This window comes from Rhizobium sp. CG4, from assembly GCF_023701965.1.
Taxonomy (GTDB): Bacteria; Pseudomonadota; Alphaproteobacteria; order Rhizobiales; family Rhizobiaceae; genus Agrobacterium.
Window position 1 is genome coordinate 536,506 of record NZ_JABAEG010000001.1, and the last position, 22,893, is coordinate 559,398.

18 protein-coding genes are annotated in these 22,893 nt (G+C 54.9%); 9 read left to right on the top strand and 9 right to left on the bottom strand.

All coding sequences use genetic code 11. The features are described 5' to 3' along the window. The first annotated feature begins 186 nt into the window (after positions 1 to 186). Complete coding sequence (locus tag HGO37_RS02595) at positions 187 to 1,191, top strand: polysaccharide deacetylase family protein (RefSeq protein WP_250982399.1); 1,005 nt, start codon at positions 187 to 189, stop codon at positions 1,189 to 1,191. Positions 1,192 to 1,296: 105 nt separating this feature from the next. Here the strand turns inward: HGO37_RS02595 and sbmA are convergent, their stop codons facing one another. The 8 genes from sbmA to glpK form a co-directional block, all read right to left on the bottom strand. After that, positions 1,297 to 2,574, bottom strand: coding sequence for a peptide antibiotic transporter SbmA (gene sbmA / locus HGO37_RS02600; protein ID WP_250981997.1), 1,278 nt, complete (start codon positions 2,572 to 2,574; stop codon positions 1,297 to 1,299). A 159-nt stretch (positions 2,575 to 2,733) separates the two neighbouring features. Continuing rightward, positions 2,734 to 3,918, bottom strand: coding sequence for an MFS transporter (locus tag HGO37_RS02605; RefSeq protein ID WP_250981998.1), 1,185 nt, complete (start codon positions 3,916 to 3,918; stop codon positions 2,734 to 2,736). A gap of 103 nt (positions 3,919 to 4,021) precedes the next feature. After that, a complete protein-coding gene (locus tag HGO37_RS02610; protein ID WP_250981999.1) occupies positions 4,022 to 4,570 on the bottom strand; it encodes an invasion associated locus B family protein in 549 nt (182 codons plus the stop codon). 72 nt (positions 4,571 to 4,642) lie between these two features. Further along, positions 4,643 to 7,585, bottom strand: a complete 2,943-nt coding sequence (locus HGO37_RS02615) for an autotransporter outer membrane beta-barrel domain-containing protein (RefSeq protein WP_250982000.1) — start codon at positions 7,583 to 7,585, stop codon at positions 4,643 to 4,645. A gap of 327 nt (positions 7,586 to 7,912) precedes the next feature. Beyond that, positions 7,913 to 8,665, bottom strand: coding sequence for a type I methionyl aminopeptidase (gene map / locus HGO37_RS02620; RefSeq protein ID WP_250982001.1), 753 nt, complete (start codon positions 8,663 to 8,665; stop codon positions 7,913 to 7,915). Positions 8,666 to 8,721: 56 nt separating this feature from the next. Further along, entirely contained in the window at positions 8,722 to 9,783 is a 1,062-nt protein-coding gene (locus tag HGO37_RS02625; protein ID WP_250982002.1) for an LLM class flavin-dependent oxidoreductase, read from the bottom strand. Between the two features lie 209 nt (positions 9,784 to 9,992). Continuing rightward, positions 9,993 to 10,460 (bottom strand): SRPBCC family protein, encoded by a 468-nt coding sequence (locus HGO37_RS02630; RefSeq protein WP_250982003.1) that lies wholly within the window; start codon positions 10,458 to 10,460, stop codon positions 9,993 to 9,995. 46 nt (positions 10,461 to 10,506) lie between these two features. Beyond that, the gene (gene glpK / locus HGO37_RS02635) at positions 10,507 to 12,003 is read right to left on the bottom strand and encodes a glycerol kinase GlpK (protein ID WP_250982004.1); all 1,497 of its coding nucleotides are present in this window, start codon (positions 12,001 to 12,003) and stop codon (positions 10,507 to 10,509) included. Positions 12,004 to 12,164: 161 nt separating this feature from the next. Between glpK and HGO37_RS02640 the strand changes: the two genes are divergently transcribed. The 5 genes from HGO37_RS02640 to HGO37_RS02660 all read left to right on the top strand — a co-directional run bounded on the left by HGO37_RS02640 (position 12,165) and on the right by HGO37_RS02660 (position 18,816). Beyond that, positions 12,165 to 12,941 (top strand): 3-hydroxybutyrate dehydrogenase, encoded by a 777-nt coding sequence (locus tag HGO37_RS02640; RefSeq protein ID WP_250982005.1) that lies wholly within the window; start codon positions 12,165 to 12,167, stop codon positions 12,939 to 12,941. Between the two features lie 21 nt (positions 12,942 to 12,962). Then, positions 12,963 to 14,432 carry a xanthine dehydrogenase small subunit gene (xdhA, locus tag HGO37_RS02645; RefSeq protein WP_250982006.1) on the top strand — a complete coding sequence of 490 codons (1,470 nt, stop codon included), beginning with the start codon at positions 12,963 to 12,965 and terminating at the stop codon, positions 14,430 to 14,432. 4 nt (positions 14,433 to 14,436) lie between these two features. Then, positions 14,437 to 16,776, top strand: a complete 2,340-nt coding sequence (gene xdhB, locus HGO37_RS02650) for a xanthine dehydrogenase molybdopterin binding subunit (protein WP_250982007.1) — start codon at positions 14,437 to 14,439, stop codon at positions 16,774 to 16,776. A 12-nt stretch (positions 16,777 to 16,788) separates the two neighbouring features. Further along, positions 16,789 to 17,634 carry a xanthine dehydrogenase accessory protein XdhC gene (gene xdhC, locus HGO37_RS02655; RefSeq protein ID WP_250982008.1) on the top strand — a complete coding sequence of 282 codons (846 nt, stop codon included), beginning with the start codon at positions 16,789 to 16,791 and terminating at the stop codon, positions 17,632 to 17,634. A 258-nt stretch (positions 17,635 to 17,892) separates the two neighbouring features. Further along, on the top strand, positions 17,893 to 18,816 hold the full coding sequence (locus tag HGO37_RS02660; RefSeq protein WP_250982009.1) for a LysR substrate-binding domain-containing protein: 924 nt from the start codon (positions 17,893 to 17,895) through the stop codon (positions 18,814 to 18,816). Here HGO37_RS02660 and HGO37_RS02665 read toward each other — a convergent pair. Then, positions 18,792 to 19,088 (bottom strand): hypothetical protein, encoded by a 297-nt coding sequence (locus HGO37_RS02665; RefSeq protein ID WP_250982400.1) that lies wholly within the window; start codon positions 19,086 to 19,088, stop codon positions 18,792 to 18,794. The two genes, HGO37_RS02660 and HGO37_RS02665, sit on opposite strands and share 25 nt — an antisense overlap. A 634-nt stretch (positions 19,089 to 19,722) precedes the next feature. Here HGO37_RS02665 and puuD point away from each other — a divergent pair. Genes puuD through HGO37_RS02680 form a run of 3 tightly spaced genes read left to right on the top strand, consistent with a single transcriptional unit; the run spans position 19,723 to position 22,829 of the window. Beyond that, on the top strand, positions 19,723 to 20,967 hold the full coding sequence (puuD, locus tag HGO37_RS02670) for a urate hydroxylase PuuD (RefSeq protein WP_250982010.1): 1,245 nt from the start codon (positions 19,723 to 19,725) through the stop codon (positions 20,965 to 20,967). Beyond that, positions 20,964 to 22,274, top strand: a complete 1,311-nt coding sequence (gene guaD, locus HGO37_RS02675; RefSeq protein WP_250982011.1) for a guanine deaminase — start codon at positions 20,964 to 20,966, stop codon at positions 22,272 to 22,274. The genes puuD and guaD overlap by 4 nt, the downstream gene beginning before the upstream one ends. Positions 22,275 to 22,331: 57 nt before the next feature. After that, a complete protein-coding gene (locus tag HGO37_RS02680; RefSeq protein ID WP_250982012.1) occupies positions 22,332 to 22,829 on the top strand; it encodes a GrpB family protein in 498 nt (165 codons plus the stop codon). The last annotated feature ends 64 nt before the right edge of the window (positions 22,830 to 22,893 follow it).

Genomic DNA, 22,893 nt, shown 5'->3' on the forward strand with positions numbered 1-22,893 from the left:
GTTTCAGCCGGATAATTGAGATCGTTAGCACGACCTTGCTATAAGAAAATCACAAAAATGCCAGACAATTCAAAGGTTCGCCTTATTCCGGCGGCACAAGGCCATATCACGGCAGTTTTTCTCCTGCTTCAAAACATGGGCGACTTGGCCCGCGCCTTTAGAACATGCATGTCGATTGGTCCTGAAATGTTGCGTAAAATCCTTGCTGCTTCGCTTCTCTGTTCGGTTTTCTCATCTGCGGCACTCGCTGAGGAACAGCCGCGCAAGCAATTTGTCATCGTGTCGTTCGATGGCGCAGGCGATAACTCGCTGTGGGACCGCAGCCGCGCGACATCAGCCGAGACTGGTGCAAAATTTACCTACTTCCTGTCATGTACCCTCATCATGGACTACAAAACCGGCAAGGCGACCTACAAGGGACCGGGCAAAAAACTCGGCCGCTCGAATGTCGGTTTCGGCCAGACTGTTCAGGAGGTGGAAACCCGCCTCAACAACATCTGGCAGGCCCATCAGGAAGGCCATGAAATAGCCAGCCACGCCTGCGGCCACTTTGATGGCAAGGACTGGACGGCAGCCGACTGGGAAGCTGAATTCGAGACGTTCAGCAAAACGCTTGAAAACGCGTGGGAGATGATTGGCAAAAAAGATGCCGAGCCGCAAGGTTGGCGGGAATTTGCCAAAACCGACATCAAGGGTTTCCGTGCCCCTTACCTCTCGCAAAGCGATGGCCTGACTGCAGCCGAAAAGAAACACGGTTTCATTTATGATGCGAGCCTTGTGACCAAAGGCCCGCAATATCCTGTTACGGCCAAGGATGGCATTACCCGCTTTGGTCTGCCACTGATCCCCGAAGGACCGAACAGCCGCCCGATCATTGCCATGGATTATAATCTGTTTGTGCGCCATTCCGTCGGCGTAGAAACACCCTCCAAGGCTGCGGAATTCGAGGAGCGCGCCTACAAGGCGTTTCGCGCCGCTTTCGATAAACAATACAATGGCGAGCGCATTCCCCTGCAAATGGGCTTCCACTTCGTGAAAATGAATGGTGGCGCCTATTGGAATGCCTATGAGCGTGTATTGCGGGAAGTCTGCAAAATGCAGGATGTGTCCTGCGTTAATTACGCCAGCTACATGGAAACCTTGAAGGCTGAGAAGGCGGAACAAAAACCTTTGGCAGGTTCGTCTTTCTAAAACCGCATCCCCGCGATCATCCATTAGGGATTCTCAGAATTAATGCCTTGATACAAGGCAATAAAAAACCCGCCTCAAAGGCGGGTTTTTGTTTGATGGAGAGGCTTATGGGCGGTTGGCAGCCATTTCACCGTCTGCAGCTTCACGCTCCAGATAGCGCTGGTCGATCTCAGGCAGAGCATCACCTTCGATTGCAGCTTCAAACGCCACCAGACGTTTGCGGATCGACATGAGTTCGATGATCGTCGACCATGAACTGACCAGATACTGGAAGCTGTCGCTGACCTGACCGAAGGCCGTCGCAATCTGCTGCCAGATGCCCATGGTGATACGGCCTGCAACAAAGGTTGGAATAAGCATGAAGTTCAAGAAAATAGCGTCCAGCTGACCATACGTGTAACGGGCAACGTTAAAGTAGAGATAATGCCAGTACATGCGGAAATAGTTTTTACGCACGTTACCGAACAATTGCGTCATCGTGACAGGATCCGCACGATCCTCATGGTCTTCGCCATAGACCAGTTCCTTGCGGAACGCCGCTTCCACGCGCTGATTACGGAATTGCAGACCTGGAAGCTTGATGCCGACTGCCGCCAGCAAAACCGTGCCGAATACAGACCAAATAATCGCCAGCCAGAACAAAGAATGTGGAATTGCACCAAACAGCGGCAGATCACCGACATGTTGTGACATGGCGAACAGAAGTGGCAGGAACACCACCAGCGTCATGATCGAATTAATCAGCGCGACGCCAAGTCCTTCGATGATATTGGCAAACCGCATCGTGTCTTCTTGCACACGCTGGGACGCACCTTCGATGTGACGCAACCGGTCCCACTTGGACAAATAGAAATTATTCATCGCCGTGCGCCAACGAAAGACATAGTGGTTGGTGAAGAACGCTGTGATAACGTTGAGCGCCACGTTCACCATACCGATTTCCACGAAGCGCAATTGCAGATCGTAGAACTGCCCGGTTGTTATTCCCGGCTGCTTGGACAAGGCATTTTGTAAGAGATCGAAAAACGGACCGCGCCAGTTATTCAGCGCGACGGAAACCTGTACGCTGAAATAAGCAATAAAAATAATAAACGCCGACCCCCAGATAGACCAGTTGGTCCATGGATGATCTTTGGCAATTGTCTTCCACGCCGTTCCAAAGATCAGAACGAAAATGGTGAAGTACATGTAGAACCACAAATTGTCTGGCGAGATGAAATAGGCCAGACCGATCGGTGCTGTTTCACCTGGCGCCAGCGGCGGCATGCCAAGTGCCGCACCCATTTGCGGGCCGACCAGATACCACACGGCTATACATATGGCAGCCCATACAACGGCAGACGTGAAGAAGAGTTTCGGATTTGGGAAAAATGAATGGAACACGTTTGGAACTCACGCGGACGTTAGGGAGCGGCCGGAATTGGCGAAGCAGTCAAGGTATGGAAAATACGGCAGAAATCAGCGTACAGCAATCAACCATCCGCATCCTTACCAACTTGTAACTGAAAAACCACCAAAACCTGCTGTTTGACACTTACCGCATCAATCCCGCATACGGGCAACCGGCACCATCAACAGCATGGCAACACCAAGTGCAGCGGCAGCCAGTATGGTTGGCAGCGTGAAATTACCGGTGAACTGCGCCACCCATCCGCCAACCAAAGGCCCGGTAATCTGGCCAATTCCGAATGCCGCCGTCATGAATGAAAAAACGCGCCTCGGGCTGTGCGGCGAAAACTGCCGCCCCAATTGCAGACCATATGCTGTCACGACCATGAACGTCAGGCCAAACAGTAACCCACCGAAAAGCGCACCCACCACAGGTGGCAGCAGTACGGATGCAAGAACACCGACAACTTCAATTGCCAGGGCCATGACGAAGGTCCAGCGATGCCCGGTGAGTTTTGCAACCGGTCGCCAGATGTAAAGAGAAATTGCACTGGCGCTACCTGTGATGAACCATGCCAGACATTCCACCAGTGCGCCCGCATCGGCCATTCGCACAATGGTGATCAGAAAGGTGGCGGTAATCACATAACCAAAACCGAACAGACCATAGGCAATGGTCAGCAAAACCAGCGGCATACGCCAGCGTATTGGCGGCTCAACAGTTGCCACTGCGGTGCGAGGCGGACCAGAGGGTAAAACACGCGCCACGAAGACGAATGCAATAAAAACGAACACCGCCCCGACAATCCATTCCGCTTGCCAGGACGCGCCCTCCCCATGCAGCAGCGAACCGATAACAAAAACGAGAAGCGACGAAACGGCAATGCCGACGCCAACGCCAGCAAAATGCAAAGACTGCACATCTTCCCGCCCGGCGGCAGTGGCGTGGCCGATAACGATCTGCGACGTGAAGATCATTGCCAGAGCGCTGGCCATACCGGCCAGAAAACGAATGAGAATAAAGACTTCGACTGCACGCGTCATGGCCATGGCCAACAGCAGCAGACCGGTAGCCAGCATTCCGCCAAGCGCCACCAGTTTCTCACGTCCGTTCGCCCAACCGTAAGCGGCGAGAATGGCGCCCAGCAGATAACCGGCAAAGTTACCTGCGGCAATCAACCCTGCATCAGAAGCCTTGAGCGACAGGTCGCTGATCATGCCGGGCAGCACTGGCGTATACAAAAAACGCCCGAAACCTTGCGAACAGGCCATGGCCAACGCCCCGGCAAAGCCGATCAGCAGGACACGCGAATGGGATTGTGCAGCAGCGTCAGTCATGTCGCGTCTATGGCAGTGCAACATGGGTCAGGCAAACCATTTATTTTGATGGCACCTGCCAATGCTATTGAACCCCATAAGTTGGCGCCGATAAGCAGCCAGCCTATTTCGAAAGTGCCACCAACCGGTCAAGCGCGGTGGGAAATCCCTTCAATGACAGGCCCAACAGCACATTCTGCCCGCTGTCATGGGCTTTGGCGACCAGCTTGACATTACTGCCGCCCCGCAAGGTTTGCAGAGTGGGCGCATCAAGAAGCACTTGCACGATACAGCCCGTTGGCAAGCAGGTTGCAAAAGGTGACGGGTTCGACACCACGCCATCATCGACCTGAACCGTCACACCCGCCGCCAGTTGCAGTCCGAATGGCAGAATAATCGTTCCACGTATTTGGTCATTCTGGTCAGTGCTGATTTCGGCTGCAATGACCAGCTGCTTGGTATCGTTCTTGCGTTGTTGTTGCGTCATCAAACAAATTTGTTTTGCCTCAGCCTGTGAACACAGCACGATCCAGTCGCCATGGGTTTCGTTGACGGAGAAGACATTGTTACCTGCCGCCGCTGGTGCCTCTGTTTGCGCTGCCACGATGGATGGCTGTGTCACGAACGACACCAGAGCGACTGCGGCAGCCGCCTTTATGTTTTTTCCGAACATGCAGACACCTGTCATTATTCTGAACGTCCAGCGCCATCTACAAGCGACTGGCCGTTCAGAATTGCATTGAAATCAAAAACGAACCTGTAACTTGGCGTTGACGCCATGGTCATAGGCTTTGGCACTGAACTGCCCGGTATAGGATATGCTTAAGGTCGAGGCCGACGAAAGAGCAAAATCCATTCCCGTTTGCACAATCGCCGTATTTCTGTCCAGTGGCGTGCCAACCACTCTGAAGCTGTCACCGGAGGCGAACCGGGCCGTGGTTTCCGGCTCCACGTCACCAAAGGCGTAGATCCAGCCTAGGGAGCCACGCAATGTGGCCGGAACAGACCCGACATCAAGATCGGTCGACGCGCGGAACCCAAGTGTCGTGTAGGTGGTGTTCAAATCGGTCTCACCCATGGTCAGGGCGGAAAGGCCACCGGTTTCGGTAAAGCCATCGGTCTTTACCCGTATATGGCTCAGGCTAACGAAGGGTTCGAATGATGCAGGTGCGAAATCGATACGGTAGCTCATCTCGCCAAACATGTTGAGGGTGCTGGCATCATAGTCAGCTCTCAGCGTCTCACCGAGAAAATCAACCTCGCGCACCGTGTCGACCCTGTGCCAAGTGTAGTTGATGCCAGTACGAAACGAGATGGCATCCCAACGGCTACCGGCATAGACACCGAGATGATAGTTGTTGCTGTCGCCGTCACTGTCTGACGTGTCAAATGATGACCGGCTGTAGCCACCAAACACACCGACCCGCCAATTGTCGGAGATGCTAGCGTCACCACCGATCAACACACCCGCATTTGATATATCGGTATCGGGACTGCCAGTCAGACCATCAACCTTGCCCCAGGAACCAAAACCGTTTGTCCAGACGGAGAACCGATCCTGATCGAAAACATCCGTTCTCTTCTCGAAGGATGCAAACTGGCCACTTTTGGCCGGTTTTGTTTCCTCAGCATAACCAAGGGCTGGAACCGAGGGTGCAGCAACCCCATCGGTCATGGAACGGATACGGCCATTCACCGTGTTGTTGACGGATTGGGCGGTCTGAAAAAAGGCGGCACGCGGTGCGGTATGAGTTTCGCCCGACAATTGCCGCAGCGCCTCTTCCTGCTCACTGTCAGGCACGGAACCGAGCGAAGACCAGAGACCACCAGGCGCGCTACCGGATTGCAGAACAGACAGCACCGAAGACTGGTTTGGCGTCAGATCAGACCCGCCATTGCCAACACTGACCGTTGAGAGAAGCGAAACAACCCCATTGTCATAGGAGATCTCGTAATTGGACAAGCCACCCCAATCAATCGTGGAAAATGTGCCGGTCACACTCGTTGCCTTCAGGATGGTGTATCGGCTGGCATTTGCGGCCCCGGAAAGCGAAATTTGCAGCGACGTGCCGGGATTGATGGTCACCGCCCCGCCAGTCAACACCACCGCATCGCTGCTCAGACCTGACACCTGCACGACATAAGTTGAGCCGGTCGAAAAGGCGAGATCCCCCACAACCGACAATGTCCCTCTGGAACCCACAAGACCGGGCGATAGTGTGCCACCATTGCCGATCGAAAGCGTGGACCCTGACTTGCCAACAGTGCCCGTGCCGCCCAGTGTGCCGTTGCTCAAAACGTCTATCATACCGCCGAGCGAACCGGTAACCAGCGCGGTTCCACCAGAGATGCTGGTGATACCACCAAGCGTGGAGCTGGTGCCGGAAAACGTCGTCACGCCAGAGAGATGATTGATGGTTCCAGTTCCAGAGATGTTGGATGAAAAATCATAACCGGTATTTGTGTGATTGAAAACGAGTGTGCCTGAACCGGGACCGAATACAACCTTCGGAGACTCGATATGTCCAGCAACACCAGCCGCATCGCCTGCTGCAGCGCCGATATTCAGCGTACCTGTTGAGCCTGCCAAATATCCAATTCGAACACCAGCAGCACCGGTTACCGCAATGGTGGCCCCATCCCGCACAGTTGCCTCACCGATGCCATAATAACCAACAGCTATGTAATTGGTGTTTACAAATCTGGTATCGGCTCCAGTCAAATCGAGAGTGCCGTTACCGGATGCCAAGAAGCCCAAAACAGCCGTATTGCTATTGAACGATGCTCCATCAGCCAGTTTGACCGTGCCAACACCAGAACTACCGACGGCAAGATAAATGTCGGAGGTCGTACCGTTTATTGTAAAGCTGCTGTCGGCTCCGGTGACTGTGATTGTCCCCTCAGCAGTCGATTTGTCACCGACGATTACTCGCTTGAAAGTATTGGTCGTAGCGCCGCCACTCCCAGTCAGGCCACCCTCGCCCTCGTAACCAACAACCAATGCGCCGCCTGTGATAGACCATGTGGAATCGTCGCCGTCGATCAGTGCGGCTCCAACGCCCCCATCACCATAACCAATCGTTACAGCGTAATCTGTCGCTGTCGCGCCACCGCTGACCGTAAACTTGCCCTCACCTGTATGGCCGATAATTGTGGCTCCACCGCTGGCAGTCCAGGAACTACCCTCACCATCAACGGTAAACGTACCCGACGAGCCGGCAAATTGGCCGAGATGCAGTGCATTGACGGTACTTGCAGATCCGCCATCTTCAATAAGGATCGTACCATCGCCGTAAAATCCTGCTGTAAGCCATCCAGTGGCCAAGGATGCATCTGCGCCCGAGATCGTCAGAGTGCCGATTTCACCGACGGCTTCGCCTACATTCAGACTGGTGCCCGTCAGACTGCCGTTACCCGAAATATCTAAGTAAATTTCGCTCACCGAACCAACGTAAAGATTGTTATAGCTCGCGGCATCGGTGATGCTCGTTCGCCCGTCGACGCCGGGAACCTTGATGTTCACAGTGCTTCCCGCTACCGGGATGACACCCCCAATCCAGTTTGCAGGATTGTGCCAATCGCTTGACGTGCCGCCAGTCCAATCAATGGCATAAGCTGGAAAACCGCTGCTAACAGCGACGACAAAAATAGCTGCTGATCCCAGCAACCTGCTTCGGTAGAACCTCATGCTCCCCCCGGAATAGACGATACACAACGCTTAGTGGCCGTCCTCCATCAGGTTTAAATTGATTTAACCTGACCCAACCACTGATTGCGTTAAGGCTTGCATATTTTGAGAGCGGTTGAAAGTTAGCAAATGAAAATATTCGCCTTCTGGATGTGGTTATCCAGCGCGTAAAATAGAATTTATTACGCCGACGACTGAACATCCTGATATCACGTAACGGAAGATGGCGCGTATAGACCGGCCAAAAATCGATACAGTAAAGCACAAGTCGAGACGTGAGTCGGTGCGTTCAGCACCGTCTCGATCTCAAATGCAATCACTGCAAAATCAGTCAGCAAGCGTCAAAACGAGCGGACCATTTTTGGTCACCACAATCGTGTGCTCGAACTGGACGGTCGGAGCACTGGGATCGCTGTAAAGCGTCCAGGGATCATTGTCGCCATCTTCCGCCCAATAGGCACCGGTAGACAGGAAGGGCTCTACGGTAAACACCATCCCCTCTTCCATGATCCGGGTTTCATCCTTGTCCGGCCATGTCGCAAGTTCGCGCGGCTCTTCATGCAATGAGCGGCCAATGCCGTGGCTGGCAAGGTTGGTGATGAGGGTGTAGCGGTTCTTGCGGGCAAAGGCGCCAATGGCATTTCCGATATCAGCCATCGGCTTGCCGGTCTTTACCTGCTGCAGACCGGTCCACATGGCGCGTTTACCATCCCGGCACAGACGCTCGATTTCCTTTTTCACGGGCGGCACGGCGAAGGACGCGCCAGTGTCACCAAAGAAGCCATCCTTTACCGCGGAGACGTCGATATTGACGAGGTCACCTGGCTTGATGATGCGCACGCCGGGAATACCATGCGCCACTTCTTCATTGACGCTGATACATGTCGCGCCGGGAAACTGATAACAGAACTCCGGTGCCGATTGCGCACCATTGTCTTCCAGTATTTTACGACCGATATCGTCCAACTCGGCCGTGGTGATACCCGGCTCCAGCGCATCAGCCATGGTATTCAGGGCAACGGCACACAGGCGGCCGATTTCCTTCAGCTTCACCAATTCTTCTTCGGACGAGACGATCATAAAACTACCCGGACATGCGGATTGCGGTAGTTTGGCGCCGCAACCCTATACTTACATCATGCGGTGGCTTTCACCCTATCAGCGCTGCCAGTCAATTCTTTTCTGACAATCGGCGCGACTTTCGTACCGTACAACTCGATACCGCGCATGATCTGATCGTGCGGCATCAGGCCGATGGCCATCTGCAGCAGGAAACGATCATTCTTGAACACGTCATGTGCTTTGATGATTTTTTCCGCAACCAGTTCTGGCTCACCTAAGAAGAGATTGCCTTCCGGCCCACGCGCCATGTCGAAATGGGCACGGCTGGTTGGCCCCCATCCGCGTTCACGACCCAGCCGGTTCATAACCTCTGCCTGCGGACCATAGAACTGGTCAGCGGCAAGATCAGTGGTGTCGGCAATGAAGCCATGCACGTTAATGCTGGTTTTCTGTTTGGTCTCCGGCTGGCCGGCGCGACGGGCCGCCTCGCGGTAGAGATCAAACAGCGGTGCAAACCGACGGTATTCGCCGCCGATAATCGCAAGCGCCACCGGCAGGCCCATTGCTCCTGCTCTTGCCACGGATTGCGGAGTGCCACCAACAGCAATCCACACCGGCAACCTTTCCTGCAAGGGGCGCGGATAAACACCACGGCCATTGATCGGCGTGTGTTTGTTGCCAGACCATGTGACAATCTCGTTTTCACGCAGGGTCAGTAGCAGGTCGAGTTTTTCAGCAAACAACTCGTCATAGTCTTCCAGATTATAGCCGAACAGCGGATAGGATTCGATGAAGGAGCCGCGACCGGCCATGATCTCTGCGCGGCCATTCGACAGCAGGTCAACTGTTGCGAACTGCTGGAAGACGCGGATCGGATCATCGGAGCTCAAAACCGAAACTGCGCTCGACAGTCGGATACTGTTTGTCTTAACGGCGGCAGCGGCCAGCACGGTGGATGGCGACGACACCGCATAGTCCGGGCGGTGGTGTTCGCCAAGACCGAACACATCCAGCCCGACCTGATCGGCTAGCTCGATTTCCTCGATAAGATTTTTAAGACGTCGTGCACCTTCCGGTCCCTTGCCATCCCGTGCGTTCGGATCGACATCCGCAAATGTGTAAAGACCGAGTTCCATGATCGATGCTCCTGTTTCTTCACGCAGAGATAGGCATCGCAAAAGACTATGGCAATTTCAAAATATGGAACGATCCGTTCGATGAAATGGATAGGAAAACTTTGCCCCGAAGCGGGCCGTAAGATCAGAGATGCGATTCTATTTTCAAACACTTGGCAGCGTAACTTGAATCACTCTGCCAAGCAGTTGAATCAGAATTTGAAGTCTCTTCAGATTTGCTCCAACAGAGCCTCCAGTTGGTCGGCGGCTTTGCCCCAGCCTTCGTCGAAACCCATTTCTTCATGAGTCTTCTTGTCCTCAGCCGTCCAGTGCAGCGCCTTGGCGGTGTAGCGTGTCTGGCCGTTTCCAACCTCCTCAAAACTCACATAACCGGTCATGAATGGCTTTTCGCTGGGCACCCATCCATCCTGATAGGCATCGGTAAACACGAGAAGCCGGTTGGGGACAACCTCAAGAAAAATGCCGTTATTGGGATAAACCTCACCATCCGGACCGCGCATGGTTACGTTAAAAACGCCACCGGACCGCAAATCCATTTCCACGTCGGAAACGGTATAGGGTCGCGGTGTGAACCATTCTTTCAAAAGATCAGGATCGGTCCACGCCCGATAAACCTTATTAGGTGGCGCATCAAATATACGGGTTAAGGACAGTTCATGTTCTCCCAGTCTTGGCATGCTGTTTCCTCCTCTGTGTGATGTCGGCCAACCGATACAAGCGCCGTCAGACCTTAACGAGCGTCCTGCGAACGGCGTTCCTCCACCCCTTCACTTTTGTTTTACGGATACTGGTTTCCATTTTGGGTTCAAACCGCTTATCTCGCGACCACGCCTTTGCAAATGCCTCCATGTCTGGCCACACACCAGCCCGGCTGCCCGCAAGCCATGCAGCACCAAGTGCGGTCGTTTCCAGAATAACGGGACGATCCACCGGCGCATCGATAATGTCTGACAGTCGCTGCATCGTCCAGTCACTGGCGACCATGCCGCCATCCACCCGCAATACAGTCTCACCGTCACCGTTATTTTTCCAGTCCTTGTGCATAGCATCCAGCAGGTCACCCGTCTGGAAACAAACGGCTTCCAGTGCGGCGCGCGCAAACTCCGCGGGGCCAGTGCCACGCGTCAGGCCAAAGATCGCCCCGCGAGCTTCCGCATCCCACCAGGGTGCACCGAGCCCGACAAACGCCGGCACCAGATAAACCTCCTGCGAAGGATCAGCCTTGTCAGCCAACTCGCCGGTCTGCGACGCTTTCTCTATAATCTTCAGGCCATCGCGCAGCCATTGCACGGCCGCACCAGCCACAAAAATCGACCCCTCCAGTGCATAGGTCGTCTTGCCGTCCAGCCGGTAGGCAATCGTCGTCAACAGGCGGTTCTTGGACCGCACAATGTCCGCGCCGGTATTCAGCAACGCAAAACATCCGGTGCCGTAAGTTGACTTCAACATGCCCGGCGCAAAACACGCCTGCCCAATGGTGGCCGCATGCTGGTCTCCCGCAACCCCCAAAATGGGTATTTCAGCACCGAACAGATCTTTTTCCGTTGTTCCGAAATCGGCCGCACAATCCTTCACCTCGGGCAGCATGGCCTGCGGTACATCCAGAATGCCGAGCAGCTTTTCGTCCCAACGATTTTTTTCGATGTTGAACATCAGGGTGCGCGAGGCATTTGTGGCATCTGTCACGAAGGATTTGCCGCCCGTCAGACGCCAGATCAGAAACGTATCAATGGTGCCAAAGCACAGTTCGCCCTTTTGTGCGCGTTTGCGTGCGCCCTTGATGTTGGACAACAGCCAGGACAATTTGGTGCCGGAAAAATAAGGATCGAGTAGCAGGCCGGTCTTGGCTGTAAAGGTCTTTTCATGCCCGGCTCGTTTGAGCTTTTCACAATCCTTTGCGGTGCGGCGGTCCTGCCAGACGATGGCATTGTGTATGGGCTTGCCACTTTCCCGCTCCCACACCACGGTTGTTTCGCGCTGGTTGGTGATGCCGATGGCAGCAATGTCGCCCGCCTTGATACCGGCCTTTTTGATCGCCTCCCTGATCGACCACAGCACGCTTCCCCATATTTCTTCGGGATCATGCTCTACCCAACCAGACTTTGGAAATATCTGGAGAAATTCCTTCTGCCCGACCCCGGCAACCTGCATCTTTGCATCGAACACAATGGCGCGGCTCGACGTCGTGCCCTGGTCGATTGCAAGAATGTATTCACCCATAATTTTGCTCCTCACATGTCCCGTCGCAGGGAAATGCGCCTCGCCGTCATTGTCAACCCGCAGCCATATTAGGAAGCTGTGAAAACCCGATTGCCAGCCGCCCCTGTTTGAGCATACCTTCGATGCTCGCAATGCGTCATCAAGTACGCAGGGGAACATATATGACGAGAACAGTCATCGTAACCGGCTCAACGAGTGGTATCGGCCTTGGAATCGCGCAAGCTTTTGCAAGGGACGGTGCAAACATTGTCATGAACGGACTTGGCGATCCTGGTGAAATTGAAAACACCCGCCTGATGATGGAGGCGGAAAATGGGGTGCATGTCATCCACCACGCCGCCGATATGACCAAGCCGGAAGAGATTGCCGACATGGTGGCGCAAGCCGAACAAAAGTTCGGACGCATCGACGTACTGGTCAACAATGCCGGTGTGCAGCATGTGGCCCCGGTCGACGAATTTCCGCCGGAAAAATGGGACCAGATCATCGCCATCAATCTGACGAGTTCTTTCCATACCATGCACCGCACTATTCCGGTGATGAAGAAGGCCGGGAAAGGCCGCATCATCAACATTTCGTCGGCCCACGGTCTGGTTGCCTCACCGTACAAGTCAGCCTATGTGGCGGCAAAACACGGTATCATGGGCTTGACCAAATCCGCAGCATTGGAGCTGGCGGAAACCGGCATCACCGTTAATGCCATTTGCCCCGGTTACGTGCTGACGCCTTTGGTAGAACAGCAGATACCGGACATGGCAAAGACCAGCGGCATCAGCGAGGAAGCAGTTAAAAATGAGGTGCTGTTACGGCTGCAGGCCACCAAAGAATTTGTCAGCATTGAAGACATCGCAGCAACGGCAATATTTCTTGCCAGCGACGCAGCATCACAGATCACCGGAACACATATCTCGGTGGATGGCGGCTGGACCGCCCAATAAACCTGATAAAGAAGGCAATGCATGAACGACGCGATAAGCTTCATTCTTAATAGTCAGACCGTTTCCCTTGATGACTTCGGGCCAACGGACACTCTCCTTGACTATCTACGGCTGAACCGCAAACTGACCGGCACCAAGGAAGGCTGTGCAGAGGGCGATTGCGGCGCCTGTACGGTGTTGGTAGGCCGACTGATCGACGGATCGCTGCGCTATGAGAGCGTCAATGCGTGCATCCGCTTTATAGGCTCGCTGCACGGCACCCATGTCGTGACAGTGGAACATCTGGCATCAAAGGACGGCACTCTTCATCCGGTACAGCAGGCGATGGTGGATTATCACGGTTCGCAGTGCGGTTTCTGCACGCCCGGTTTCATCATGTCGCTTTACGGCCTGTGGCTTTCCGATGAAAAGCCTTCGCGCGCAACGATTGAAAAAGCACTGCAAGGCAATCTCTGTCGATGCACCGGCTATGAGCCAATCGTGCGCGCCGCTGAGCACGTCTCCTCTGCCCGTCCAAGCGCCCTGTTCGATCCGCTGCAGCGTGACCGCTCGGAGATTGTCAGCCGCCTTTGGGCCATTGCGCAGAACGGCACGATCACCGTGGCCAAGGGAAATGAGCGCAGCATCATTCCCGGCTCGGTCACCGAACTTGCCGAAATCCTGAAGCAGGAACCGAAAGCCACCATCGTTGCTGGCAGCACGGATGTGGGCCTGTGGGTCACCAAACAGATGCGTGCCCTCAACCCTGTCGTCTTCATCAACAATCTCGCGGAACTGCAAACCATCGCAGCGGATGAAAATACCATCACCATTGGTGCCGGCGTAACCTACAGTCAGGCATTTGAAACCATCGCGGCCCGTATTCCGGCCTTCGCCCGTTTGATCGACCGTATTGGTGGGCAGCAGGTCCGCAACATGGGCACGATCGGTGGCAACATCGCCAATGGTTCGCCAATCGGCGACACACCGCCGGCCCTGATTGCACTTGGCGCGACACTGACACTGCGTGCAGCCAATGGTCCGCGCACCCTGTCGCTCGAAAAATATTTCATCGACTACGGCAAGCAGGATCGCCTGCCCGGTGAATTCGTGGAGAAGGTGACCATTCCTCTGCCCAAACAGAGCAGTCACTATGCGGTCTATAAAATCTCCAAACGGCGTGATGAAGACATCTCCGCACTTTGTGCCGCATTCCATCTGACGCTTGGCGAGGACAATACCGTCAGCGATCTCCGCCTTGCTTTTGGTGGCATGGCCGGCACCCCTAAACGGGCGGCCAATCTGGAAGCTGCACTTTCCGGCAAACCATGGACACAAGCCACCATCGACGAGGTCCGTGACACGCTGGACGAAGATTTCACCCCGCTGACCGACTGGCGCGCCACGGCCGCCTATCGCCAATTGACTGCCAAGAACCTGCTGACCCGCTTCTTCCTGGAAACCTCCGGCACCCCGCAGGAGATCAAGCGTTTCGAATTGCAGGAGGCCTGACCCCATGGACACCACAACATTCGACACCGCAAAAACCACGGTCGAGGGCCAGATGCACGGCTCGCTGCGACATGATTCAGCACATAAGCATGTGACGGGAAGTGCCGAATATATCGATGATATTCCCGAACCCGCAGGCTTGTTGCACGGCGGGTTGGGCATGTCCGATCGCGCCCATGCCACCATCACATCCATCGATCTTTCCGAGGTGGAAAGCGCGCCAGGTGTGGTCTGGGTCATGACGGCAAAGGATATTCCCGGTGAAAACGATGTGTCCTCCGGTGGCCGTCACGATGAACCCCTGCTGGCAGAAACCAAGGTCGAGTTTCATGGACAGTTGATTTTTGCGGTCTTTGCCGAGACCCGGGATCAGGCACGCCGTGCCGCCCGCAAAGCCAAGATCACCTATGAAGACCTGCCGCACTGGAGCGATATCGACAGCGCGCTGGAAAACAATGCCCCGCTGGTTGTTGACCCCATGACGCTGAAGCGTGGCGAGGCCGCACTCGAGATGGATGTTGCGCCGCGTCGCCTGACCGGCACGATGCGGATTGGCGGACAGGAGCATTTTTACCTCGAAAGCCATATCGCCATGGCCATTCCGGGCGAAGATGACGAAGTCACGGTGTGGAGCTCGACCCAGCACCCCAGCGAAATCCAGCATATCGTCAGCCACATCATGCAGGTGCCGTCCAATGCCGTCACCGTGCAGGTACGCCGCATGGGCGGCGGTTTTGGTGGCAAGGAAACGCAGGGCAACCAGTTTGCCGCCCTGTGTGCCATTGCCGCCAAGAAGCTCAACCGCGCCATCAAGATCCGCCCTGATCGCGACGAAGACATGAGCACCACAGGCAAACGTCATGATTTCCGGGTCGATTACGAACTGGGCTTTGATGATGAAGGCCGCATCCATGCTGTCGATGCCACCTATGCGGCACGCTGCGGTTTCTCCTCGGATCTTTCAGGCCCGGTCACCGACCGTGCCCTGTTTCATGCTGATTCCAGCTATTTCTATCCGCATGTAAGACTGACCTCGAAACCGTTGAAAACCCACACCGTTTCCAACACCGCCTTTCGTGGGTTCGGTGGCCCGCAGGGCATGCTGGGTGCGGAACGTTTTATTGAAGAAATCGCCTATGCGGTCGGCAAGGACCCGCTCGAAATCCGCAAGCTGAACTTTTACGGCCAGCCGGAATCGGGGCGCACACTCACCCCCTATCATCAGGAGGTCGAGGACAACATTATCGCCCGCATCGTTGAAGAGCTTGAACAGTCCAGTGACTATCAGGCACGGCGACAGGCGATCATCGAGTTCAACAAGACCAGCCCGATCATTCGCAAGGGCATTGCGCTGACACCGGTCAAATTCGGCATTTCCTTTACGCTGACAGCCTTCAATCAGGCCGGGGCATTGGTGCACATCTACAATGATGGCTCCATTCACCTGAACCATGGCGGCACGGAAATGGGCCAGGGCCTTTACACCAAGGTTGCCCAGGTCATTGCCGATGCATTCCAGGTCGATATCAGTCGGGTGAAGATTACCGCGACAACGACAGGAAAAGTGCCCAACACCTCGGCCACCGCCGCTTCATCCGGCACCGATCTCAACGGCATGGCCGCCTATGATGCTGCCCGCCAGATCAAGGAACGCCTTGTCCAGTTCGCCTGCGAAAAGTGGAATGTCGGACCGGAAGAGGTAACCTTCCTGCCAAACCGCATTAGAATCGGTTTGGAAGAAGTTGCCTTTAACGACTTCATAAAACAGGCTTATTTCGGTCGCGTGCAGCTCTCTGCCGCCGGCTTCTACAAGACCCCGAAAATCCACTGGGACCGTGCCGCCGGTCGAGGCAAACCGTTTTATTATTTCGCCTATGGTGCGGCAGTCTCGGAAGTTTCCATCGACACGCTGACCGGCGAATATATGGTCGAGCGGGCTGATGTGCTCCATGACGTCGGCAAATCCCTCAACCCTGCCATCGACATTGGCCAGATTGAAGGTGCCTTCGTACAGGGCATGGGCTGGCTGACCACGGAAGAACTGTGGTGGGACAACAAGGGGCGTCTGCGCACCCATGCACCGTCCACCTACAAGATACCGCTGGCCTCTGACCGTCCCAAAACCTTCAACGTCAAGCTGGCAGAATGGGCCGAAAATGCCGAACCGACCATTGGTCGTTCCAAGGCCGTTGGCGAGCCCCCCTTCATGCTGGCCATTTCCGTGCTGGAAGCATTGTCCATGGCAGTTGCCAGCGTGGCTGATTACAAGGTCTGCCCACGACTTGATGCACCGGCCACACCGGAACGGGTGTTGATGGCCGTCGAACGCTTGAAGAAGGTGTAAAGGGCGGCCTTGATGCGCGACACTTCCCTCGCAGCCTTTTTGGATGGCGCAGAACCAGTCATCCTGATCGAAATCGAATCCGTGAAAGGCTCGTCGCCACGTGAGGCGGGTACCTTCATGCTGGTATCGAAGGACGGCATCTGGCAAACCATTGGTGGTGGCCAGTTCGAATATATGGCCATTGACCACGCCCGTGCGATGTTAAGCGGCAAGACGGTGGCCGACAGCATGGACATTCCGCTTGGGCCGGAAATTGGCCAGTGCTGTGGTGGGCGCACACTTTTGCGTTTCACCGAGGTCAATGACACGGTGGCGGCAGAATTAAAGGAAAGGTTGGAGCAGGAAAACCGCGCGCAGCCATCGGTGTTCATCTTCGGGGCCGGTCATGTCGGAAAGGCACTTGCACAGACATTTTCGCTTTTGCCGGTATCGATCAGCATCATCGAGACGCGGCAAGACGAGTTACACGATCTGCCAACTGGCGTGGCAACACATCTGAGTGCCATGCCAGAGGCGAAAATTCCCTCCATTCCTGCTGGCAGCGCTGTTATCATCGTCACTCATGACCACGCACTGGATTTCCTGATTGCGAAACAGGCCTTGGCACGCGCAGACCTCGCCTATGTCGGCATGATTGGCTCAAAGACCAAACGCGCCACCTTCGCCCACTGGATCGAGCGGGAAAGCGACGCCGAGGCGTCCGTCAATCTTGAAAGGCTGACCCTGCCAATCGGCGGATCAACCGTCAAAGACAAACGCCCGGCGATCATAGCGGCCTTGGTTGCCGCAGAAGTGCTTCACGCATTTCATCGCTCTGCCGCTCCCGTGGAGAGCCAAGCCCTCGCCTTCCATCCATAAGACCGAGATCACGTTTGATGTCGTCACTTAGGCTGTCATCGACAAGGTTCTGGGGTCGTGTTGTCGCGCTTTTAATCCGCATGGACCTGACAAGGTCCAACAGCCGCGAAACCGCAAGCATAGGGCTTCGCACGCGCAAGGTTGCTCCACGCATCGTCTTTTCCTCATAAACTGAATTGTTGTATGAGATGAAAATGCCGTTGTTTTCTTTCAAAAACCAATGAAATATCGCAGGTAGTAAATAAAGAGAACTTATCCATGAAACTGTCACGCCAGTTGCCGTTGAATGCCTTGCGGGTTTTTGAGGCCACCGCCCGCCATATGAGTTTCACCAAGGCGGGTGACGAGCTTGGCATGACGCAGACCGCTGTCAGCTATCAGATAAAACTGCTCGAAGACTTCATTGGCATGGCGCTATTTGTGCGCAAACCTCGACAGGTTAGCTTGACGGAAAGCGGGCAGAAGCTGGCGCCAAGAGTGGCCGAGGCTTTTGGCGCGTTGCGCAATGCGGTGGCCGATGCGAAGCAGATCAAAAGCGACACGCTCTTTATCCACACCACCCCAACCTTCGCAGCCCGTTGGCTGTCACGCCACATCGGCGCCTTCCAGCTTGAAAATCCCGGCATTGCAGTTCGGCTGGAAACATCGCAGGAATTTGTCAATTTCAGCCAGACGGATGTGGATCTGGCAATCCGCGCTGGCGTGGGTGTCTGGCCGGGCTTGGACTCGCATCTTCTGATGCGCGGTGGGTTTTCACCGATGTTAAGCCCGGCACTGGCCGAGACCATTGGCGGCGTGAAGACACCGGCCGACCTTTTGAAGCTGCGCCTTATCGATGCAGGGGATCCATGGTGGCAACAATGGTTTCATCAGGCCGGAGTAAGCGACCCGCCCTTGCAAAACCGCACAGGCAGTCGTCTTGGCGCGCAAACATTCGAGGCTGCTGCCGCCATCGCCGGTCAGGGCGTTGCCATTCTCACACCCGAGTTTTATACCGATGAGGTGGCGCTTGGGCGCCTCATGCAACCCTTCGACATCACCAGCCACGACGGCGCGCATTATTGGCTGGTCTATCCCGAAAACCGCAAGAACGCGCCAAAGATCAAAGCCTTTCGCGAGTGGATTTTCAAGCTGATGCCATCAGTTGATCAACAGGGTCAAAAACCCATATCCGGCGCGTAAAAACAGCGCGGCGTATTTTCATCCGGATAAAGGCACAGGTGATATTCACCATCATCGGAACGGCGGGTTTCCCGTTGCGTCCAGTTAAACACATGTCGTCTCGTGACCAGCCGATGATCACCGGGCGCCAGTGACACCTCATACCCACCCTGCACGACCCGCACGCTTTTTGTCGGGATCATCTGGCAATCACCGGTCTCGGAATTGCCATTGCAGCAATAGCTCTCATATTTGAATCCCTTGTGGGATTCATGGGCAGACACACTCGGCACGAGAGCAAAAACAAGGGTAAAGACGGCGTAGAACCAAACCGGCCTGAATCCGGAAAATTTGTAAAAACAAGAAGCTAACGCATTTGCCTGATTCAACTTCGCATGCAAACGCTCAATCACAGTCACAGTATGGCGCATGGGCATTGTCTCCGTTGAAGATAACGGCAGTCACCCGAAACGCATTGCGTCCTCACAAAAATTACGACTTTAGACCAGATTTAAAAATCAACAAGGGGACGCAATGCATTCATTGGCATGTCTGCAAATCCCTCCCCTTGAACCACCCCCGACCCAAGGATATGCAGCATTGCGATTTCGGAAAACCGCCACGCGAACCGTGAGAGCGTCGTGCGTCCTTTGGATCGCACAAGACACTCTGACTTTCTGCACAACGCATCATGCTCTCACGGAAATCGGCGCCGCGCGGCCTGTTGCGTGCAACAGATTTTAGCTGAGTCGTGGGTAGTCGGCTAACGGCATTTGCGCAAAACAAAATCCGCCGCCATGCAAATTTGCAAGAGCAGATAAAGCTTGCGTGGAGAATGAGAACAATCCGTCGTTCGCACCGGCTTTTCTCTTTTCAGAGACTGTTTTTTTTCGCAATGTGCAATGCAATAAGCATAAGGGGAACTGCATGTACGAATACGCCATTGCCTGGGAATGGATGGCCTTCGCCGTCCGTTGGGTGCACGTCATCACCGCCATTGCCTGGATCGGCTCATCATTTTATTTCATCGCGCTGGATCTGGGCCTGGTACAACGCGCCCATCTGCCACCGGGTGCCTATGGCGAGGAATGGCAGGTGCATGGCGGCGGTTTCTACCACATCCAGAAATATCTGGTCGCACCGGCCCAGATGCCCGAGCACCTGACCTGGTTCAAGTGGGAAAGCTACGCCACCTGGGTCACCGGTTTTGCCATGCTGTGCGTGGTTTATTATGGTGGCGCAGACCTGTTCCTGATTGACCGCACGGTCATGGACCTTTCGCCAGTTCAGGCCATCTGTCTTTCCATCGCCTCTCTGGCCATTGGCTGGGTGTTTTATGATCTTCTGTGCAAATCCCCGATTGGAAACAACACCTGGGGTCTGATGATTGTGCTTTACATTGCACTGGTCGCCATGGCCTGGGGTTACACGCAGGTCTTTACAGGTCGTGCCGCCTTTCTGCATCTGGGTGCATTTACCGCCACCATCATGTCGGCCAACGTGTTCATGATCATCATTCCCAACCAGAAGATCGTGGTTGCGGACCTGATTGCCGGACGCACGCCAGACCCGAAATACGGGCGCATTGCCAAGCAGCGGTCTTTGCACAACAACTACCTGACCCTGCCCGTCATCTTCTTCATGTTGTCCAACCACTATCCGCTAGCCTTTGCCACGACCTATAACTGGATCATCGCGGCGCTGGTGTTCCTAATGGGCGTCACCATTCGCCACTGGTTCAACACCACCCATGCTCGCAAAGGCAAACCGACATGGACATGGCTGGCAACAGCGGTGATCTTCATCATCATCATGTGGCTTTCAACAGTGCCGAAGGTTCTGACCGGCGAGGAAGAAACCACATCCTCGCTGACACCAGTGCAACAGATGTTTGCAAGTGACGTCCATTTTGCGTCGGCGCGCGATATCGTGCAGGGACGCTGTTCCATGTGCCATGCCGCCGAGCCGGTTTGGGAAGGCATCAGTTTCACACCAAAGAACGTCAAGCTGGAATCGGATGCGGATATCGCCGCCCATGCCCGAGAGATCTATATTCAGGCAGGCCGCAGCCATGCTATGCCGCCCGGCAACATCACGGATATAACGCCCGAAGAACGCAAGGTGCTGACCGCCTGGTATGAAAGCGCCTTGTCACAAGGAAAAACAGAATGAGCATGCTTCTGCTGCGCGGTCGTCTTTTGAGTTTTCGCCGCGCACCACACTCCATCGATGACACGGCAAGTTATCTTTACCTCGAAGATGGCGGCCTGCTGATTGATGATGGCAAGATTGTCGCGATTGGCGACTATAGCGACATCAAGAAGTCAGCACCCGAAGATGTGGCAGAAAAAGACCATCGTCCGCACCTCATCGTGCCAGGCCTTATCGACCTGCACCTGCATTTCCCGCAAATGCAGGTCATCGGCTCCTACGCCGCCAATCTGCTGGAATGGCTGAATAGCTACACCTTCCCGGAGGAATGCCGCTTCGTGGAAAGTGCGCATGCGCAGCGAATTGCCACGCATTTCTACGATGAGTTGCTGCGCCACGGCACCACCACGGCTGCTGCCTATTGCTCGGTACACAAGACCTCAGCTGACGCCTATTTCGCAGAAGCCATGAAGCGCAACATGCTGATGGTTGGCGGCAAGGTGATGATGGACCGCAACGCACCGCAGGGTCTGCTCGACACACCTGAAGTGTCCTACGATGAAACCAGAGCGGTTATCGCAGACTGGCACGGCAAGGGCCGCAACCACGTCGCCATCACCCCACGTTTCGCCATCACCTCCACCCCCCAGCAAATGCAGGCGGCACAGGCGCTGGCGCAGGAATTTCCTGATCTGTTCATCCAGACCCACCTGTCGGAAAACCTGGAAGAGATCAAATACACCTGCGAACTTTATCCAGAGGCGACCGACTATACCGACATCTACGTGCGCTATGGCCTGATGCGCGATACCACCCTTTTGGGTCACGCCATCCACCTGTCGGAACGGGAAGCGGATGTATTGTCGGAAACCGGCGCAGTTGCCGTTCATTGCCCGACCTCAAACCTGTTTATCGGTTCCGGCCTGTTCCCGATGAAAAAACTGCAGCGCCGCGAAAAGCCGGTTCGTATTGCCGTTGCCACCGATATCGGCGGCGGCTCCAGCTATTCCATGCTGCGCACCATGGATGAGGCCTATAAAATCCAGCAATTGCTGGGTGAACGTCTAAACCCGCTGGAAAGCTGGTTCCTGATGACGCTAGGCAATGCGCAGGCACTGTCGATGGCAGATCGCATCGGTACACTGGATGTTGGCACCGATGCCGACATCACCGTGCTCAATGCATCGTCAACGCCCGCCATGGCGTTGAAAATGGAAGTGGTCAACAGCCTGACCGAAGAATTGTTCCTGATGTTGACCATGGGCGATGACCGCACCGTCAGCGAAACCTATGTGGCTGGCAAGGCGATGAAATCGACATTGGCCTGAAGACCATCACGCTGTAACCTCATGCATGCGACACAGCGTGCATGAGGAATGGCCGTCATGGCACTGACCAGCAAAATCACCGCCTATGACGCGAATTGGCCGAGCCTCTACCAATCAGAGGCAATACGCCTGCGACAGGCATTTGGTCCCGCCCTTCTAGAAATTCACCACATCGGCAGCACCGCCGTTACTGGCCTTGCCGCAAAACCGGAAATCGACATCCTCATTCTCGTCAAGGACAGCGATGTGGCTGAGAACATGACACCAGCACTCGTTGATCTCGGTTACCGGCGTGGCGGAGATCTGTCCGCTGGTCACAGCTTTTTCAAGCGGGATGTGGATGGTGTCAGAACTCATAAGCTGCATCTCTGCCTTGCTGGACACGAAAAGGCTATTGAGATGCTCAAATTCCGCGATCATTTGCGGCAAGACAGCGAGGCGCGTGATGCCTATGGTCGCCTGAAACTGCAGCTTGAACAGGAAAACACCAAAGGGATCGCAGAATATCTGCGGGGCAAGGAGCCCTATATCCAGCGCATCGTTGCCGGGCTTTAGACCAGACACATGACGTTAATGTGGAAGAGGATACATCGGCCGTCACCGTAACATCAGGTGGGAT

Coding starts and splice junctions, on each gene's coding strand:
- HGO37_RS02605 (WP_250981998.1), bottom strand. CDS start 3,918: ATGACTGACGCTGCTGCACAATCCCATTCGCGTGTCCTGCTGATCGGC.
- HGO37_RS02630 (WP_250982003.1), bottom strand. CDS start 10,460: ATGCCAAGACTGGGAGAACATGAACTGTCCTTAACCCGTATATTTGAT.
- HGO37_RS02660 (WP_250982009.1), top strand. CDS start 17,893: ATGAAACTGTCACGCCAGTTGCCGTTGAATGCCTTGCGGGTTTTTGAG.
- xdhA (WP_250982006.1), top strand. CDS start 12,963: ATGAACGACGCGATAAGCTTCATTCTTAATAGTCAGACCGTTTCCCTT.
- HGO37_RS02615 (WP_250982000.1), bottom strand. CDS start 7,585: ATGAGGTTCTACCGAAGCAGGTTGCTGGGATCAGCAGCTATTTTTGTC.
- HGO37_RS02595 (WP_250982399.1), top strand. CDS start 187: ATGTTGCGTAAAATCCTTGCTGCTTCGCTTCTCTGTTCGGTTTTCTCA.
- HGO37_RS02640 (WP_250982005.1), top strand. CDS start 12,165: ATGACGAGAACAGTCATCGTAACCGGCTCAACGAGTGGTATCGGCCTT.
- guaD (WP_250982011.1), top strand. CDS start 20,964: ATGAGCATGCTTCTGCTGCGCGGTCGTCTTTTGAGTTTTCGCCGCGCA.
- map (WP_250982001.1), bottom strand. CDS start 8,665: ATGATCGTCTCGTCCGAAGAAGAATTGGTGAAGCTGAAGGAAATCGGC.
- glpK (WP_250982004.1), bottom strand. CDS start 12,003: ATGGGTGAATACATTCTTGCAATCGACCAGGGCACGACGTCGAGCCGC.
- puuD (WP_250982010.1), top strand. CDS start 19,723: ATGTACGAATACGCCATTGCCTGGGAATGGATGGCCTTCGCCGTCCGT.
- xdhC (WP_250982008.1), top strand. CDS start 16,789: ATGCGCGACACTTCCCTCGCAGCCTTTTTGGATGGCGCAGAACCAGTC.
- HGO37_RS02625 (WP_250982002.1), bottom strand. CDS start 9,783: ATGGAACTCGGTCTTTACACATTTGCGGATGTCGATCCGAACGCACGG.
- xdhB (WP_250982007.1), top strand. CDS start 14,437: ATGGACACCACAACATTCGACACCGCAAAAACCACGGTCGAGGGCCAG.
- HGO37_RS02610 (WP_250981999.1), bottom strand. CDS start 4,570: ATGTTCGGAAAAAACATAAAGGCGGCTGCCGCAGTCGCTCTGGTGTCG.
- HGO37_RS02680 (WP_250982012.1), top strand. CDS start 22,332: ATGGCACTGACCAGCAAAATCACCGCCTATGACGCGAATTGGCCGAGC.